Source organism: Mycobacterium sp. E740 (assembly GCF_001672895.1).
In the GTDB taxonomy this organism is placed as follows: domain Bacteria; phylum Actinomycetota; class Actinomycetes; order Mycobacteriales; family Mycobacteriaceae; genus Mycobacterium.
Window position 1 is genome coordinate 110,568 of record NZ_LZKP01000172.1, and the last position, 16,590, is coordinate 127,157.

13 protein-coding genes are annotated in these 16,590 nt (G+C 66.5%); 2 read left to right on the top strand and 11 right to left on the bottom strand.

Annotation, left to right across the window (positions count from 1 at the left end):
* Positions 1 to 31 precede the first annotated feature (31 nt).
* The 8 genes from A5663_RS16610 to A5663_RS23380 form a co-directional block, all read right to left on the bottom strand.
* The gene (locus tag A5663_RS16610; RefSeq protein WP_068151278.1) at positions 32 to 958 is read right to left on the bottom strand and encodes a hypothetical protein; all 927 of its coding nucleotides are present in this window, start codon (positions 956 to 958) and stop codon (positions 32 to 34) included.
* The gene (locus A5663_RS16615; RefSeq protein WP_068151282.1) at positions 955 to 3,237 is read right to left on the bottom strand and encodes an EspA/EspE family type VII secretion system effector; all 2,283 of its coding nucleotides are present in this window, start codon (positions 3,235 to 3,237) and stop codon (positions 955 to 957) included. The genes A5663_RS16610 and A5663_RS16615 overlap by 4 nt, the downstream gene beginning before the upstream one ends.
* A 24-nt stretch (positions 3,238 to 3,261) precedes the next feature.
* The gene (locus A5663_RS16620) at positions 3,262 to 5,046 is read right to left on the bottom strand and encodes a hypothetical protein (RefSeq protein ID WP_197503432.1); all 1,785 of its coding nucleotides are present in this window, start codon (positions 5,044 to 5,046) and stop codon (positions 3,262 to 3,264) included.
* Complete coding sequence (gene galE / locus A5663_RS16625) at positions 5,036 to 6,013, bottom strand: UDP-glucose 4-epimerase GalE (protein ID WP_068151357.1); 978 nt, start codon at positions 6,011 to 6,013, stop codon at positions 5,036 to 5,038. Before galE ends, A5663_RS16620 begins: the two co-directional genes overlap by 11 nt.
* Before the next feature lie 63 nt (positions 6,014 to 6,076).
* Complete coding sequence (locus A5663_RS16630; RefSeq protein WP_068151288.1) at positions 6,077 to 7,354, bottom strand: hypothetical protein; 1,278 nt, start codon at positions 7,352 to 7,354, stop codon at positions 6,077 to 6,079.
* Positions 7,351 to 8,682, bottom strand: a complete 1,332-nt coding sequence (locus A5663_RS16635; RefSeq protein WP_068151360.1) for a M1 family metallopeptidase — start codon at positions 8,680 to 8,682, stop codon at positions 7,351 to 7,353. The genes A5663_RS16630 and A5663_RS16635 overlap by 4 nt, the downstream gene beginning before the upstream one ends.
* Complete coding sequence (locus tag A5663_RS16640; protein ID WP_068151291.1) at positions 8,679 to 12,581, bottom strand: Pls/PosA family non-ribosomal peptide synthetase; 3,903 nt, start codon at positions 12,579 to 12,581, stop codon at positions 8,679 to 8,681. The genes A5663_RS16635 and A5663_RS16640 overlap by 4 nt, the downstream gene beginning before the upstream one ends.
* An 81-nt stretch (positions 12,582 to 12,662) precedes the next feature.
* Complete coding sequence (locus A5663_RS23380) at positions 12,663 to 12,875, bottom strand: hypothetical protein (protein WP_197503434.1); 213 nt, start codon at positions 12,873 to 12,875, stop codon at positions 12,663 to 12,665.
* Here A5663_RS23380 and A5663_RS16645 point away from each other — a divergent pair.
* Positions 12,823 to 13,830 (top strand): TerC family protein, encoded by a 1,008-nt coding sequence (locus A5663_RS16645; RefSeq protein WP_068151363.1) that lies wholly within the window; start codon positions 12,823 to 12,825, stop codon positions 13,828 to 13,830. The two genes, A5663_RS23380 and A5663_RS16645, sit on opposite strands and share 53 nt — an antisense overlap.
* A 36-nt stretch (positions 13,831 to 13,866) precedes the next feature.
* A complete protein-coding gene (locus A5663_RS16650) occupies positions 13,867 to 14,271 on the top strand; it encodes a hypothetical protein (RefSeq protein WP_156744515.1) in 405 nt (134 codons plus the stop codon).
* Between the two features lie 5 nt (positions 14,272 to 14,276).
* Here the strand turns inward: A5663_RS16650 and A5663_RS16655 are convergent, their stop codons facing one another.
* From A5663_RS16655 to A5663_RS16665, 3 genes are all read right to left on the bottom strand, one after another.
* The gene (locus tag A5663_RS16655; protein WP_068151296.1) at positions 14,277 to 15,428 is read right to left on the bottom strand and encodes a serine hydrolase domain-containing protein; all 1,152 of its coding nucleotides are present in this window, start codon (positions 15,426 to 15,428) and stop codon (positions 14,277 to 14,279) included.
* A gap of 73 nt (positions 15,429 to 15,501) precedes the next feature.
* Positions 15,502 to 16,023 carry a 2-oxo-4-hydroxy-4-carboxy-5-ureidoimidazoline decarboxylase gene (locus A5663_RS16660; protein ID WP_231976809.1) on the bottom strand — a complete coding sequence of 174 codons (522 nt, stop codon included), beginning with the start codon at positions 16,021 to 16,023 and terminating at the stop codon, positions 15,502 to 15,504.
* Positions 16,024 to 16,083: 60 nt separating this feature from the next.
* A complete protein-coding gene (locus tag A5663_RS16665) occupies positions 16,084 to 16,572 on the bottom strand; it encodes an inorganic diphosphatase (RefSeq protein ID WP_068151298.1) in 489 nt (162 codons plus the stop codon).
* Between the last annotated feature and the right edge of the window lie 18 nt (positions 16,573 to 16,590).

Below are 16,590 nucleotides of genomic sequence, written 5' to 3' on the forward strand. Positions count from 1 at the left end.
GTTCAGGTGCATGTGTCGTACGCTCACGGCGTCACGGCTTTCCGATCGACGACGATATCCTCCCGAAATCGTTGACCGCGTCGTCCAATTGCGGATATGAGGTCAAGTAGCTCGCCAGTTGGCCGTTGTAGCGCGACCAGCTTCCACCGTCGAGCTCTCGAGCAGACTTCAGCGATCCGTCAGAGCTGAAGTATTCCGGGCTGATTCGCGGATCGCTGCCGTGGACCATCCGAGACACGAGCAGGTACTGCACATGGTATGGAGTCTGCACGGTCGTCGGATCAGCTTGTACGCGCGCAGTGCGCGCGCCTGCGGAGATCAGTCCGCTCAATCGAGCGGCCTGGTAGAGGTAATTTCGGACGTCATCCGGTTCATCGAGAGTTGGATTCTTGGCCGCAAAATCTGCAAATGCCTCCTCGTAGGCGGAGGCACGCTCAGATGCGGCGGTGGTGAATTCATCACCGGCATCACAGGCCATGGCCGCAAACAACTTCGTCGTGGCCGGCATCGAGCCATCAAGGGGATCGAGCGGGCCGAATCCTGCTGTGTCCGAGGGATCACCGACCATCGCACCGACGTAGGGAATCAGCGCCTTGACGTAGGCGCCGAAGAGCTCCGGATTTCTCGCGGACGTTTCTGTGCAGCTCTGCGGGTTCGATGAAAGGAACGTTGCAATGGCATGCGCCGACGCTCCGGCTTGCTCGGCGGTCTTCAGGTCAGGTGAGTTCGCGTCGGCTGGAACCCAGGCAAGTGTCTCCGCCGCCCGCCGGCCGTCATCCGACCACTCGAAGGACGTGATGGCCCGCAAGAACGACGACCCATCCGATCCTGTGAGCTTCTGCGCCACGCTGCTGGTGTCATGGCTGTCGGGCAGTTCAGGTTCGGCGGCAGAAGAGCACCCGCTGACGACGAGCAGAAAGCCAGTGAACAGCAGTGTGATTAAGCCTCGAAGCATCATCGCGGTTGTTCCGGTTGTTCGGTCTGCGGATCGAGCACTTCGGACACTTGGTTGTATCGGTACGCGATCGAATCAGTCACGTCGACGGCGAAGCTCTGCCCCATTACCGCTTCCGCTGCTGTCGAGAGCCTTTCGTTGTACTCGCCGAAAGTCAGCAGGTGCTCCGGTGCTGCCTTCTGCACCTCGGCAAAGGACATGATCCGTGCTTCGCCGTTGGCTTCGCGCACGATCCAGTCGGGCGGTATACCGGGTATCTCGACGCCTTCGTTGACGAGTGCTCCGATGACTTGCGCATTCGCGACCGACGTGGGGAGGTCGGGAGCAATGTAGTTTCCGTTCGCATCTGTAGGGGAGACGGTCGGAGCGGACCCGATGAATGCGTCCTTCGCCGCTTGCCCGAACACGTCTACACCTGGACCCACCACCGAGCCAACACCCGGGAGGTTGCCTCCCAGACCTTCCAGAATGCTCTTGTCCATGTCGAAGGCATGCGATTTCGCTTCGTAGACAGACCTTTCCAGCTCGATGCCGTTGAGCTTCTCGTGGGAGAGCGCATTGTGCAGGCCTGAATCGACCAGTCCCTGCAGCGTCGCGGAATCATTCAGGTCTCCGGATCGTGACGAGAGCCCGCGCACACGGTTCTCGAAGTCCTCGGTGAAACGCTCCTGCGCAAGCACCGCTTGGTGCTGTGCGGCGCCGTTGAACAACACACCCGCCTTTTCGTCGCTGCTCATGACAGAGAAGATCCCCTTGGCGCTCGGCATGAGGCCTTTCTCGATCGCATCATCTGAATCGGGGGTCTCGAATCCTGGTAGCTGTCCTTCTGACATTCCCGCGATGTTCGGGATATATGGAGTCAGTCCTTCCGCGATCCCCCGCACGAGGTTTGGATTGATATCGCCGATGGTGTGATGGTTGAGGGCAAGAAGGTCACCGTCGTGCTTTCCGATGTAATCGGCATAAACCTGTGCTGTCGCCGCAGCGATCCCTGAGTGCGGACCGAGAGCTTCGTGTCCCGTCCAACTGAGCAGCGAACCGGCAGCCGCTCCGTTGTCTTTCCAATAGTGGTGGGTGATGTCATGTAGGAAATCCTCGCCTTGTCCACCGGTGATGTGCTCGGCGACGGCCGGGTGATCACGGCCGGCTGAGGAGAAAACTTCAGATACCACCGGATCAAGGTAGGGGTCCCGCTCGACGTCCTTGCCATGACTGGCCGGGTCCTTCTCCCAGATCGGCGTGTCCATCATGCGGTCAGCCTTATTCAGCATTTCTTTGTCGAGCTCGGTGCCGGTTTGCAGTGCCGGGTTGCCGTCCCGCACGATCGCTGAGATGTCACTTATGTCTTCGGCATAGAGGACACCGGGCGACTTGACCGCCTCTTGGACTTTCTGCGGCAACTGGTCGAAGGCCCCTTTGACCATCTGCCCTGAGTCATCCAGAGCGCCGACTTTCGTATCAGTCTTTGGGAAGCTGACATTCGGATTGGTCATCAGCTGCCATGAGTCGCCGATGACGTCCCTATGGCTGCCAAGTCTCTGCTCCGCAGCCTTCAGTTCGTTCACGGACATCCCATTCTGCTGAGCTTGCATCTGACTCAGGTATGACCCTTCTTCGGGTGACAGGGCCCCTCCCTGCTGGATGCCGCTCAGAACCTTCTCAACCCGTTCAGCTGCTGCCTGGTCACCCGCAAGCGCCCGACGAACATCCTCCTCAGCCCGCCTCTTCGTGTCCTCGACAGCCTTATCGTCAAGAACATCGCCGCCCCCGCCTTCCTTGCCGCCGAACCGCTGATTACCCAACGCGTGAAACTCGCGCTCCAACAACCCGATTCGTCGGCCGACATCGTGGGCCTCGGCATTCGACAGCAGCATGATCTCCTGCAGTTGCGAAAGTCCCCGCTGGGCGATGACCATGCGCAACTGGTCGCCGTTCTTGCCCGGCGGAACGCTGTCGGCGGCGTCCACGACCCACCTGCGCAAACCTTCGAGGCTGCGGCGCCCCGCATCGACCGACCTCGCCGAATTGTCGACCTCGGCGGCCAACCTTCGGTCCAGGTCGGCCAGTTGGCCGATGACGCGCCGATGCTCCGTGTTGGCCTCGGCGTACTTGGTGGCCGCGCCGCCGCTCCATCGCGAGCCGGGCGCGGCGGAGTCGAGGTTCGACTGCAACCCCCGCAGCATGCCGCTGTTGTCGTACTGCGCACCGGTCTGTGGGGCGCCCTCACCGTAGGTCACGCGCGCGTCGGACCACGTCGTCAGGAACGCCTCGATCGAACTCACCGAACAAGTATCCCAGCACCCGAACTACCTCGGTGCCACGAATCCGACCGGCCCGGACGCGATGCAGACCGACAGCGCGGCCGTGTTCGCGCGCACGTCGATCGCGTCCCCCGCGCCCGGCAGGCGGACGAACACCCGGTTCAGCCCTGGGCGCACCGGCACCTTGACCTCGTGCCCTTCCGACAGCGACATCTTCATCGACCCGTCGCTGTTGGCCAGATAATTGATCTCCGCCGTCCAGTCCGCAGGCAGCAGCGGGCCGTCCAACGGCATCCGGACCGGGACATCGGGCTGAACCAGATAGCCGCAGTTTGGAGCCGGCCCCGGCGCGATGCTGCGCACCCAGGTGACCTTCGCGCCGACCACTCGACCGGCATTGTCCACCATGCGCAGTTCCGTTGTCGCCGGCGCGAACTCGGGGCGGGGATGCAACAGCGCGAACATGTAGCTGGCGCGGTTCTCTGGTCCTACCACCCGCTGCAGCACCATCGGGTCGACCTCCTGGTCGAGCATCGGCGCATCGGACAATCGGGCGGCGTCGGCCAACCCGGCCACCGCGTTCTGCAGGTACGCCCGCGTCGGGTTGTCACGCCAACTCGTCATGAACGTCGCCGTCGAGTACGCGCTGCTAGCGACGAACGCGACGGCGATCGTCCAGATCACCGCGGTACGTCCGCGTGACGCGTCCAACCACTCTGAGCCGGCCCGGTTCGGTGCGCACAGGCCCACCGCCGCCAGCAACGCCAGCACAACGACGAGATCTGGGAGGTAGCGCAGTGTCTGCGCCAATTCCAACGCGGTGAACTGCGACGAGCGCATCAAGTAGATGGGAATCTGACAGGCCACCGCGTATCCGCCCGCCACCAGCCACACCGCACCGATTCGCTTCTTGCGCGACATCGAAACCGCCACCGCCGCAGCCAGTGCCACCGCCCCCAGCACGATCGCCGTCAACGGCGGCGTGGCCCACGGCGACGCCGGCGCCCAGCGTTGCCAGTCCCACGGGCCGCCGACGAGCCCCGGCAGGATGCCGTGCGTCACCGACCGCGATAGCAGGTCCCACGTCATCGACAGATCCAAACTCCAGCGCTTCTGGTCGACCACGACCATGTACAGCACGGCCCATCCGGCCGTCATCACCAGCGACGGCACCCAGAGACGTACACCGTTGTGCCACACGTACTTCACCGAGCCAGCGTCTGTGACGTACGCCAGCAACGCGACCACCGCGAATGCGACGAACGGGATGATCGCAGCCTTCTCGAAGAACAACAGTCCGCCGGCGTACACCAGCAGTCCCGTGAAGACATAGCGCTGTCTTCCGGTGCTCGACAACAGAATGGCGTCGCCGCACACCCACGCCATCGCGGCGAGCATCGGCAGCGAGTTGAGTGCCGCTGCCCACCAAGCGAATCCGGGCACGGCCAGCGGGGTGAACAACGCGAACGTCAAGGGCCACAGCAACAACGGCCGCCAGCCGAGGATGATGTGCAGCGTCCGTAGTAGCGCCAACGACGCCAGCAACTGCAGGACGAGTAGGCTGATTGCAGGACCGATCCAGTTCAGCGGTGCCAGCCGAGTGATGCCGCCCGCGACGAGGAACGCACCGGGCATGACGTGGCCGTCGTGGTCGTCGAACAGATACGCCGGCGACAGCAGTGACTGCGTGCCCGCGCGGCCGATGAGAATCAAGTCGTCCCAGTAGAAGTAACCGCCGAACGCCAAGACCGCCCGGATCGCCAACTGCACGACGATCAGGGCGAGAGCGGCGCGAGCGACCCAGCCGCCCCGCGCAGAGTTACCGCGGATGCGCGTCCCCTGCTTGCCGGCGGGCGTCCCACGCGGTGCGCACCATCTCCTCCAGTGAGTGCCGCATCCGCCAGTCCAGATCCCGCGCCGCCAGCTCACCGGAGGCGACGATGCGCGCGGGATCGCCCGGACGGCGCGGGGCGATGGCCGGTTCGAATTCGAATCCCGTGACATCGCGCACCGTCGACATGATCTCGCGCACCGATGTGCCGCTGCCGCTGCCGAGGTTGTAGACGGGTTCGATCGGTTCGCCGGTGGTCAACCGCTTCGCGGCGGCGACGTGCGCGAGCGCCAGATCCGACACGTGAACGTAGTCGCGAACGCACGTGCCATCGGGAGTCGGGTAGTCGGCACCGTTGATCCGCGGGGTCTCGCCGCGGCAGAGCATGTCGAACACGAGCGGGAAAAGGTTGTGTGGGCTGACGTCGAACAACTCCGGCGAACCCGACCCCACCACGTTGAAGTAGCGCAGGCTCGTATGCCGTAACCCCGACGCGCGGGCAGCATCGCGAATCATCCACTCGCCCACGAGCTTACTGACGCCGTATGGTGATTCGGGCGCTGTCGGCGTCTGCTCGGTGACCAGGTCGACGTCTGGGGTGCCGTACGTGGCTGCGCTGGACGAGAACACCAGCATGCCCGTGCCGGTCGCTTCCATCGCTTTGAGGAGAGTGACCATCGCCGAGACGTTCTGCTCGTAGGTGTGTATCGGTCGTTGCACCGAGACGCCCGCGTATTTGAAGCCCGCGATATGGATGACACCGGCGACGTCATGCTCCTCGAGCGCACGGGTGACGAGTCGTTCGTCGAGCAGGCTGCCGCGCACCAGCGGAACAGTCGAGGGAACGAATCGCTCGAGCCCGGTGGAGAAGTCGTCTAGCACCACGACGGGCAGATCGGCTTCCGAGAGAGCACGGACCACATGCGAACCGATGTATCCCGCGCCGCCCGTCACCAGCCAAGTCATCCGAACTTCCTCACCGTAGAACGCAGCCAGCATACGTATCCCCGGATATGCCCTGCACCGGCGTCATCGCGCGCCTCGACGTGACAGCGCGACCAGGTGCACCGCAATGCCGACCACCGGCCCGCACAGCAGCGCGATCACCGTGCGGGTCGGCAGGTCGAGCGGCAGCAACAGCAGCAGCGTCGACGCCACGGTGGCCGACACCCAGCCCAGCGAATACGCCCGGTGCAGGGCCGCTGCCACCGCGGCGGCACCGGTCAGCGTGAGCAACGCGATGGCGGTCGCTGCGCCGGTCAACCACGCCAGCAGGGCCCCGTCCGCTCGGTATTGCGCACCGAACCCGCTGCGCAACAACCACGGTCCGATCAGCCAGGCCGCCAGTACGCCGAGCAGGCCCACGCCGGTCACGATCACCGCCGGAGTCACCAGGGCCCGCATTCGGTGCGCGCGCCGGTCGACGAAGTGGGCGATCAAGTTGCCCTGCATCGCGGTCAGCGGAACCAGCAGCGGTGCGCGCGTCAGCGTCACCGCCAGGATCACCACACCGCCTGCAGCACCCAATTCATCGGAGGTTGCCTTGAGCAGCACGGGAAAGCCCATCACCAGGATCGCGCTCGCCGCCGCCGCTGCGATCGAATGCGATGCGCCCCGCAGGAACGCCGCGGTGCCGACCGGCGTCAGCACCCCCGCGGCACTTCGGGTCGCGGGCGAGGCGATCAGCATGAGCAGCCACGCCACCGCCCCAGCGACGGTGGCCCACAGGTAGCCGACCAGACCCCAGCCGATCAAGAACGTCGCGAGCGCCACCACCACCCGCAGGATCGCATCGCTGACCATCAGCGACCCGTAAGCCGTCCACCTGTTCAAGCCCGCCAGTACGCCGAGTAACGTTGCGTGCAAACAGAACCCGGCAAGCCCGACAGCCAGCAGCACGACCGAAAGCCAGCGCGACTCGACGAACACGTGCCCCGACCACAGCGGCGAACTGACTGCGATCGCCGCCGCTGACACGAGACCCACCACAGCGGCCACCCGAACCGGGTGGGTGTGCGGCCCGTCAGACACGGCTCCTGCGGCGGTGCGCACCTCCCTGGTGGCCTCCTGCAACAGGCCGAACGCCGCACCCGTCGCCAGGCCGAACGCTCCCCAGAACACCCCGAACACCGAGAAACCCGCAGGCTCGAGATCGCGGGCGGCCAGATAGAGCACCGCGTAACCGCACAGCGCAGTGACGGCGGTCGCGGCGCCGACCCGGGCGACGCTGCTGCGCGCCGCCGGACCGGTCGATGATGTGCCGCCGACGCTGAGCGCATCGAACGGCGCGCCGGCCGCCTCGGTCACGGTGGGTCCAAGGCGGGCAACGCGGTCGAGTACAGCCAGTCGTCCCACAGCGGCCGCAGCGACTCGTTCGTGTAATGCGACGCCAGCCCGGTGAAATCGTCAGTAACCACTGAGCTGTGCCGGTAGCGCTCAGTCCAATCACGCAGCAGGGCGAAGAAATTGGAGTCGCCCACCCTGCGTCGCAACACGTGGAGCGTCAACGCGCCACGCTTGTACACCCGGTCGTCGAACATGTCACGCGGTCCCGGATCGGCGAGCACGAGATCCTGCGCAGCCGAGGCCAGTCGGCGGTGGTAATGGTGCGCCCAGTCATGAGCGCTGCGGCCACCCGAATTCTCCGACCACAACCATTCGGCGTAGCAGGCGAATCCCTCGTGCAGCCAGATGTGCCGCCACCGCTTCGCGGTCACCGAGTTGCCGAACCACTGATGCGCAAGTTCGTGTGCGATGAGTCGCTCGGCGCCCCGCCTCCCGTCACAGTGGTTGGCCCCGAATATCGAAACACCTTGCGCTTCAAGCGGTATCTCGAGGTCGTCATCGGTCACGACGACGGTGTACCCCTCGTCCAACGGGTATGGTCCGAACAATTCGACGAACAGCTTCATCATCTGCGATTGGCGTGCGAAGTCGTGCTCGAAGTTCTCCCGCAACCGCTCCGGCAGCACGGCGTGCATGGGTACGCCGTTCTTAGCCATGCGGTGCCGGTCATACAACCCGACCTGCAAGGTGACCAGATACGTCGACGTCGGCTCCGGTAGCTCATAGGTCCACGTCGTCATTCCGGCCCGCGCCCGCCGGCTCACCAACGCGCCGTTGGCGACTGCGTGATACGGGCTCTCAGTCGTGACCTGGATGCGGTAACTCGCCTTGGAGCTCGGGTGGTCATCGCAGGGGAACCAGGTCGGCGCCCCGTTCGGCTGACCGGCGACGAGCACGCCGTCCGTCAGCTCCTCGAATCCCACATCGCCCCACAGCGAACGGGTCGGCCGCGGGGCGCCCCCGTAGCGCACGACGACCGTCATGGCCGCGCCGGCCGGCAGCGCCTCGCGCAGTGCGACGTACAGCTTGCCTGACGAGGTCCGAAACTGTTGCGGACGACTGCCGTTCACGCTCACCTTCGTCACCGACAACGTCTCGGACAGGTCGAGCGTGAACGTGCGCAACGACGCAAGCGACACCGCGGTGACGGTGGCCGTGCCGGCAAGCCGGTTGATGGCGACCTTGTAGTCGAGGTCGAGTTCGTAGCGCGAGACCCGATACCCGAAGTTGCCGCTGGCCGGCACGTAAGGGTCGATGACCGGAGCCGACCTCTTCTTGGTTCTCGTCACGCGGCCCGTGCTCTGGTCGAAGATGCCGAGCCGCCGCGCTTCTTGCGCAGCGCGTGCCACGGTGCGATGGGGTTGCCCTGCCACCGGGTCGAGGAAGGTACCTCGTCGCCGCGCATGACGAGCGAAGCGGGGCCGACCGTCGCCGCCGCGCCGATCCGTGCCGCCGGCAGGGCGACGCAATGCGTGCCGAGCGTCGAACCCCGTTCCAGCACAACGGTGTCCATCCGCATGATGCGGTCGTGGAACAGGTGGGTCTGCACCACACAGCCCCGGTTGACGGTGGCCCCTGTCTCAAGCGTGACCAGATCGGCCTCGGGCAGCCAGTACGTCTCGCACCAGACTCCCCGGCCGATCCTGGCGCCCAGCGCACGCAGCCACAGGTTCATCACCGGCGTGCCGCTGGCGGCGCGCGCGAACCACGGTGCGGCGACCGTCTCGACAAAGGTGTCCGAAATCTCGTTGCGCCAGACGAACGGCGACCACAGCGGATGCTCCACCGCCTCGATCCGCCCCACCACAAGCCATTTCGCCAGCACAGCCGTTACTCCGGCCACTGCGCCCGCCCCCAGCAGCACCACGCCGCAGCCCAGTGTGGCCCATCTCCACCCGGCGGACACGGCCAGTGCTTGCAGAACAAGCAGCACTGCGACACCAATCCCGAACGTTACGACCAGCGGGACGATCCGGCATATCTCGACTAGGCCGCGCAGCAGCTTCAGCCGCGGCGACGGCGCAAAGGTGCGCAGGGCGTCGGCCGCAGTCGGCTTGCGGCGCAACCTGACCGGCGGGCTGCCCAGCCAGGAGGAGCCGGCCTTGGCCTTACGCGGAGCAGCCGACAGCACCGCGACCAATCCGTCATCGGGCACCTTGCGGCCCGGCTGGGTGATTCCCGAGTTACCGAGGAACGCGCGCTTGCCGATGGTGGCCTTCGCGACGTGAATCCAGCCCCCGCCCAATTCGTAGGACGCCACCATGGTGTCGTCGGCCAGGAACGCACCGTCCTGCACGACGGTGAACTTCGGCGTGAACAAGGCCGTCGAAATCTCGGTTCCGCGGCCGACTTTGGCGCCCAGAAGACGCAGCCACCACGGTGTGAGCAGGCTCGCGTAGAGCGGAAACAGGTAGTTCCGCGCCGCGTCCATCAGGCGCTCGGTGGCCCAGATCTGCCAGCCGACGCGGCTGCGGACCGGGTGGTAGCCCTCCCGCAGTCCGAGCGACAGCAGCCGCACCCCGACCACCGTCAGCAGCGCATAGGCCACGACCGCCACCAGCGTCGCGACCGGGGTCCACGCTACGGCGGGTGCGATCGCGTCGGTCACCGAGTCGGTCCCGCGGACGCCGTAACCGATCACGGCCAGCCCGGCCGCAATCGCGAACAGCGGCAGGCCGCCGAACAGGATCGAGGTGATGCCGTAGACCAGCACCCACAGCGGCGCGTGCGGCGGCCGGTGGTCCGGCCACGGGTGCCGCACCTTGCCGGACTTCACTGCGGGCGACCCCGCCCAGTATTGGCCGTTCTTCACCTTGCCGACGACACCCGAACCCGGTGCCACATCGGCGTTCTTGCCGACCACGGCACCCGGCAGCAGCGTGGTGCGCGCACCGATCGTCGCGTCGTTTCCGATGGTGATCGGCCCGACGTGGAACCGGTCGCCGTCAATCCAGTGGCCGGACAGGTCGACCTCGGGTTCGACCGAACTGCGGTGCCCGAGCTTGAGCATGCCGGTCACCGGTGGCGTCGAATGCAGGTCCACGCCCTTACCGACCTTGTTGCCCAGCGCCCGCGCGTAGTACGCCAACCACGGTGCGCCGGCGAGGTTTTCGGCTCCGCTGGCTTCGGCGAGCCGCTCGGCCAACCACACTCGCAGATGGACCGCGCCGCCGCGCGGATAGGTGCCGGGCGCCAGGCCGCCGAGCAGTAGCCGCGCGCACAGCGCCGCGATACCCATCCTGCCCAGCGGAGTGACGAACAAGGCGAAGCCCGCACCGACCCACCACCAGTTCACCGGGGCGGTCCACCGCACGAAACCGGCCGACAGGTTGTTGATCAGCGCCAGCCACACCACCCACTGCAGTCCGGTCAGGGTCGCCAGCGGCAGCGACATCACGACTTGAACGGCCTGGGTCAGCCGCGACGTCGGCTTGACCTCGCGCGGACGCACCTGCGGCGGCGCAACCAGTTCGTCGAGGAAGCCCGCGAGCGATCCCAGCCGGGGATGGTCGTAGAGGTCGCCGACGGTCACCTGCGGGTGGCGCCCACGCAGGGCGGCGACGAGCTGCGCCGCCGACAGCGAACCGCCGCCCAACGCGAAGAAGTCGGCCTCCGGGCCGTCCACCGGGGCGGCGAGGACGTCGCGCCACAGCCCGGCTAGCCAGCCCGCGGTCCCGGTCAGGCCGTCGTCTCGATCCTCGGTTTCGCCGACCGGCCAGGGCAGCGCGTCGCGATCGACCTTGCCCGATGTGCGTGTCGGCAATTTGTCGACGAGCACGAGCCGGGGCACCAGCGCCGCGGGCAACGTCTCGGCGAGCGCGGCCCGGGCCTTGGCCAGGTCGAACGACGGGTCGGTGCTCGCGACGTAGCCGACCAGCAGCGGCGTGCCACCCGTCGTGCGGCGCACCGCAACGGCCCCGCCGCTCACCCCCGGCAGGTTGACCAGCGCAGTGTCCACTTCGCCGAGCTCGATGCGCCGCCCGCCGACCTTGACCTGGTCGTCGGCACGGCCGACGAAGTAGAGGCCGTCGGGTTCCAGCCGCACCACGTCCCCGCTGCGGTAGGCGCGTGACCAGCCCAGCGCCGGCATCGGCGCATACATCTCGGCGTCCTTGCCGGTATCGAGATAGCGCGCCAGGCCGACACCGCCGATGACGAGTTCGCCGACCTCGCCGTAGGCGACCGGGTTTCCGGTTGCGTCCACGACCGCGAGATCCCAGCCGGCCAGCGGCAGCCCGATGCTCACCGGGCCGCTCCCCGAGAGCCGGGCCGCGCACGCCACGACGGTGGCCTCGGTCGGTCCGTAGGTGTTCCACACCTCGCGGCCGTCGACCGCGAGTCGTTCGGCCAGTTCGGGCGGGCAGGCTTCGCCGCCGAAGATCAGCAGCCGCACCGCCTCGAGCGCCTCCGCGGGCCACAGCGCAGCCAGGGTGGGCACCGTGGAGACGACGGTGATGTCGCGCGCGACCAACCACGGTCCCAGGTCCATGCCGCTGCGCACCAGGGAGCGCGGCGCGGGCACCAGGCAGGCGCCGTGACGCCAGGCCAGCCACATCTCCTCACAGGACGCGTCGAACGCCACGGACAACCCGGCGAGCACGCGGTCTCCCGGTCCGATCGGATTGTCCTGCAGGAACATTCGAGCTTCGGCGTCGACGAATGCGGCGGCGCTGCGGTGCGTGACCGCGACACCTTTCGGGGTGCCGGTGGAACCCGAGGTGAAGATGATCCACGCGTCGTCGCGGCCGATCGGCGACGCCGCGCGCCATCCCCTCGAGGAACCGGGGCCTCGCGTGAGCCCCGCTTCGGTGATGATCGCGACCACGTTGGCCTCGGAGAACACCAGGTCGGCCCGGTCCTGCGGATCGTCCGCGTCGACGGGCACGTACGCGGCGCCCGTGGCCAGGGTCGCCAGGATCGCGACGTACAGCGCGTAGCTGCCCGACGGCATCCGGATCCCGATCCGGTCACCGCGCCCGATGCCCCGCGCGGCCAGCCATCGCACGCTGTCGGAGATGTCGCTGACCAGTTCGGCGTAGGTGAGTTGAACCTCGCCGTCGTCGATCGCAGGTGCGTCGGGATAGCGGCCGGCGGTGTCGTAGAGGATGTCCACGAGTGTGCGCGGTTCCGGCGCGAACGCGGACAGCAGGTATCGAGACGGCACGTCCGGCCGCAACTGCCCAGTCACGGCTACAAAGCTACTCAGCGAAGCGCGCCCGCCGCGTGCGCCGCACGCGCGGCGACCACGTTTGATTCGCCCAGCTTCCGGTCATTCCCAGGTGCCTGGCAGAATCGTCTGCGGAGGGGAGTATTCCTTCGCCGCGGTGTCGTCATCACGTCGGCCGTCGTCGGACGACCGGTACTGCGGGCCGACGCGTTGCATCGTGGCGGTGGAAGAGACCTCCGGCGCTTTGACGACCGGAGGATCAATGAACGTTTCCCAACTCGAATGGATCATCACGCTGAGCGTGACGATCGCCATCCTGCTGTTCGATGTCGTGGTGATCGGCCGACGGCCACACGAACCGTCGAAACGGGAAACCGGGATCGCGCTGGCGGTCTACATCAGCCTGGCGATCGCGTTCGGGTTGTGGACGTGGTTCTTCCACGGCGGGCAGTACGGGCTCGAGTTCTTCGCCGGCTGGCTCACCGAATACAGCCTGTCGGTGGACAACCTGTTCGTGTTCCTGATCATCATGGCCAGCTTCAACGTGCCCAGGAAATACCAGCAGCAGGCGCTTCTGGTGGGCATCATCCTGGCGTTGATCTTCCGCGGCATCTTCATCGCGCTGGGCGCCGTCGCGATCAACCAGTTCTCGTGGGTGTTCTACATCTTCGCCGCGTTCCTGGTCTACACCGCGATCAACCTCGCCCGCGACACCGACCACGAGGACGACGGCGACAACATCGTGGTGCGGTTCGCGCGCAACCACCTGAACCTGACCGACAAGTGGGACGGCCTCAAGCTGTGGATCAAGGAGAACGGCAAACGGCTGATGACGCCGATGTTCCTGGTCATCGTCGCCCTCGGAACCACGGATCTGATCTTCGCGCTGGACTCCATCCCGGCCATCTACGGCCTGACCAGGGAGCCGTACCTGGTCTTCACGGCGAACGTCTTCGCGCTGATGGGCCTGCGTCAGCTGTACTTCCTGCTGGGTGATCTGCTCAAGCGGTTGGTGTATCTCTCCCAGGGCCTGGCGTTGATCCTCGGGTTCATCGGGGTGAAGCTGCTGCTGCACGCGCTGCACGAGAACGAAGTGCCGTTCATCAACGGCGGCGAGCACGTCCCGGTGCCGGAGATACCGACGCTGCTTTCGCTGGGTGTGATCGTCGTGACGTTGCTGGTCACCACCGCGGCGAGCCTCTACAAGACCCGGGTGCACGACGTCAAGAACGGCGAGAGCCAGACCACCAAGTCGTTGGACTCGCAATGAGTGCAACGCTCCGACGCGCCGGCAGGCTGTCCTAGCATTCGGCGAGTGCGACTGTTCGTGACCCCCGCGCCGCACGGCGGCTGGGAGGAGCTGACCGACGGCGGCCGGCGGCCCGTCCGCGTCGCCGCGACGGACCTCCAACATGCGCGACGAGTCCGTGCGCGCGTGCGCGCGGAAGCCGACGACGTGGCCGTGATCCTCGACGTGACAGTCGCGGTCGCCGCCGACTTCCGGTCGGCGCGTGCCGATCTGCAATCGGCCGACGGCGTGCGATACGGAGGCACCGTCGACGGGCTCGCCGGCCTGCTCGCCGACATCGAACTGGCCGAGGTGGCCGACGGCGTCACGCTGGTGCCGGCGTCGCCGCGCGACGATGTTCACGCGCTGGGCCGCGCCGTGCTGCACCGCTTGGCGTTGCGGGCGCAACAGGCAGCGTCCTGACGGCCTCAGCCCAAGGCCTCGTAGACCAGCCTGGCGTACCGGTTCGTCCGCTCCGTGCCGGTGGTGCCCGGGCCCATCCGATTCATCACGTACGCGATCGTCGCGCGCCGGTCCAGATCCATCGCGATCGCCGATCCGCCCCAGCCACCCCACCAGCAGATCCGGCCGTCGGGGATGGCGGGAACGCTTGCCGGACAGGGCAGTCCGAAGCCGATGCCGAAGCGCAACGGGATCATCAGCACCTGATCCGGTCCGTTGGACTGCTCTTCGAAGATCATGTCGATGGTTCGCTGGCTCAGGAGCTGCACACCGTTTGCCTTGCCGCCCAACGAGATCGGCGACAAGGCACGTGCGAGGCCGCGGGCGTTGCCGTGACCGTTGGCGGCGCCGATGTCAGCGCGCCGCCAATCGGTGGTCTCCGCGACGGCGGCGACATCCTGGTCTGGCCGGATCGCGCCGAACGTCTTGAGCATCGGATGGTCTCCAGGAAGCAGCTCGAACGGCAGATCGAGCGGCGGCGGCCCGATCAGCTCGGCGATGCGGTCGTCGTCCTCGGGTGCGGCGCCGATCTGCACATCGGCGTTCAGCGGCCTGGCGATCTCGTCGCGGACGAACTCCTTGAGCGACTTGCCGGTTACTCGACGGATCACCTCGCCGATGAGGTGTCCGTAGTTGAGCGCGTGATAGCCCGACGCCGTCCCGGGAGGCCACCACGGGGACTGGCCCGCCAGGTGGCTGGTCGAGTTGTCCCAGTCGTACATGTCCTCGAGGCTGAACGGCGCCTCCCAGCCCGACACCCCCGAGGTGTGCGCGAGCAGATGCCGAACTTCGATGTCCCCCTTGCCGTTCGCCCCGAACTCGGGCCAGTAGTCGGCGACCGGGGAGTAGGGGTCGAGCTCGCCGCGGTCGACGACCATCAACGCCGCGAGCGCGGTGAGCGTCTTGGTGCACGACCAGAAGTTCACGATGGTGTCGCGGGTCCATGGTGCCGTTCTGGCGCGGTCGGCGTGGCCGCCCCAGATGTCGACCACGGATTCGCCGTCGACGTCGACGGCTATGGCCGCCCCGAGTTCCTCGCCTTTGGTGATCTCGTCGGCCAGCGCGTCGGCCACCTTGTCGAAGCGACTGTCCCATCGGCCGTCGATAACGTCGTGCATCGGCTCATCATGCCCGCGGGCGACACACAGATCAGCCGAATGGCCGCGTTCAGCGCCGACGCGTCACCAGTCGTCACCAGTTGTCGTAGCCGCTCTCCGGGCCGAGCATGCGTTCGAAGCGGCTGCGGTTGACGCGGGCCAATTCGTTGCGCATCACCTTGCGCTCGGTTTCGGTGTCGTTGTGCATCCGGTCGGCCATCGTCGCGAGTACGTCGTGTGCCGAGTAGCCGTTGATCAGCATCACGAAGCCGGATCCGAAGGTCTCGGTGTATCGCTTCGATGCCTGCCTCAGCCGTTCCATCACATCGGGCTCGTCACACCAGATCGCGCACTGCTCGGCCGCGGATTTCGTGCTGCCCGGGCGACGGCCGATGTCGGGGTGGGCGTGCAGGATCGAGTCGACCATGTCGTCCGGTAGCCCGAACAGCACCGCGTCCGCCGTTCGATAGAGCGCGTCGTAGTCCGTGTAGGGACGTCCGCTCGCCAGGTCGGCGGCCAGCGGGACGCTGTAGCAGCACTCGTAGAGTGCGTGCACCGCGCGGCGCATGGGCATGGTGTTGAAGGCCGCCAGGCCGATCCCCTGATGCATCAACACAAGGCAATGATCGGAGGCCCGCAGAACGTGCGGGTTACCTCGTGTTACAGCAGCGAAAATTCAGTGACCGGACTTCTTGAACCGCTCGACTGACGCCTGCACCTCGGCTTCGGCCTTGTCCCGGCCGACCCAGTCGGCGGCCTTCACGAACTTGCCCGGCTCGAGGTCCTTGTAGTGCACGAAGAAGTGCTTGATCGCCTCGAGCTCGTATTCAGGTACGTCGCCCAGGTCCTGGATGTGCTCCCACCGCGGGTCGTCGGCGGGCACGCACAGCACCTTGTCGTCGCCGCCGGCCTCGTCGGTCATCTGGAACATGGCCACCGGACGGACCTCGACGATGCAGCCCGGGAACACCGACTCCGGCAGCAGCACCAGCGCGTCGAGCGGGTCACCGTCCTCGCCGAGCGTGTCCTCGAAGAATCCGTAGTCCGTCGGGTAGGCCATCGACGTGTACAGGTAGCGGTCCAGCTTCACCCGGCCGGTGTCGTGGTCCACCTCGTACTTGTTTCGCGAACCCTTGGGAATCTCGATTACTACCTCGAACTGCACGACGGTGGCTCCTTGCCC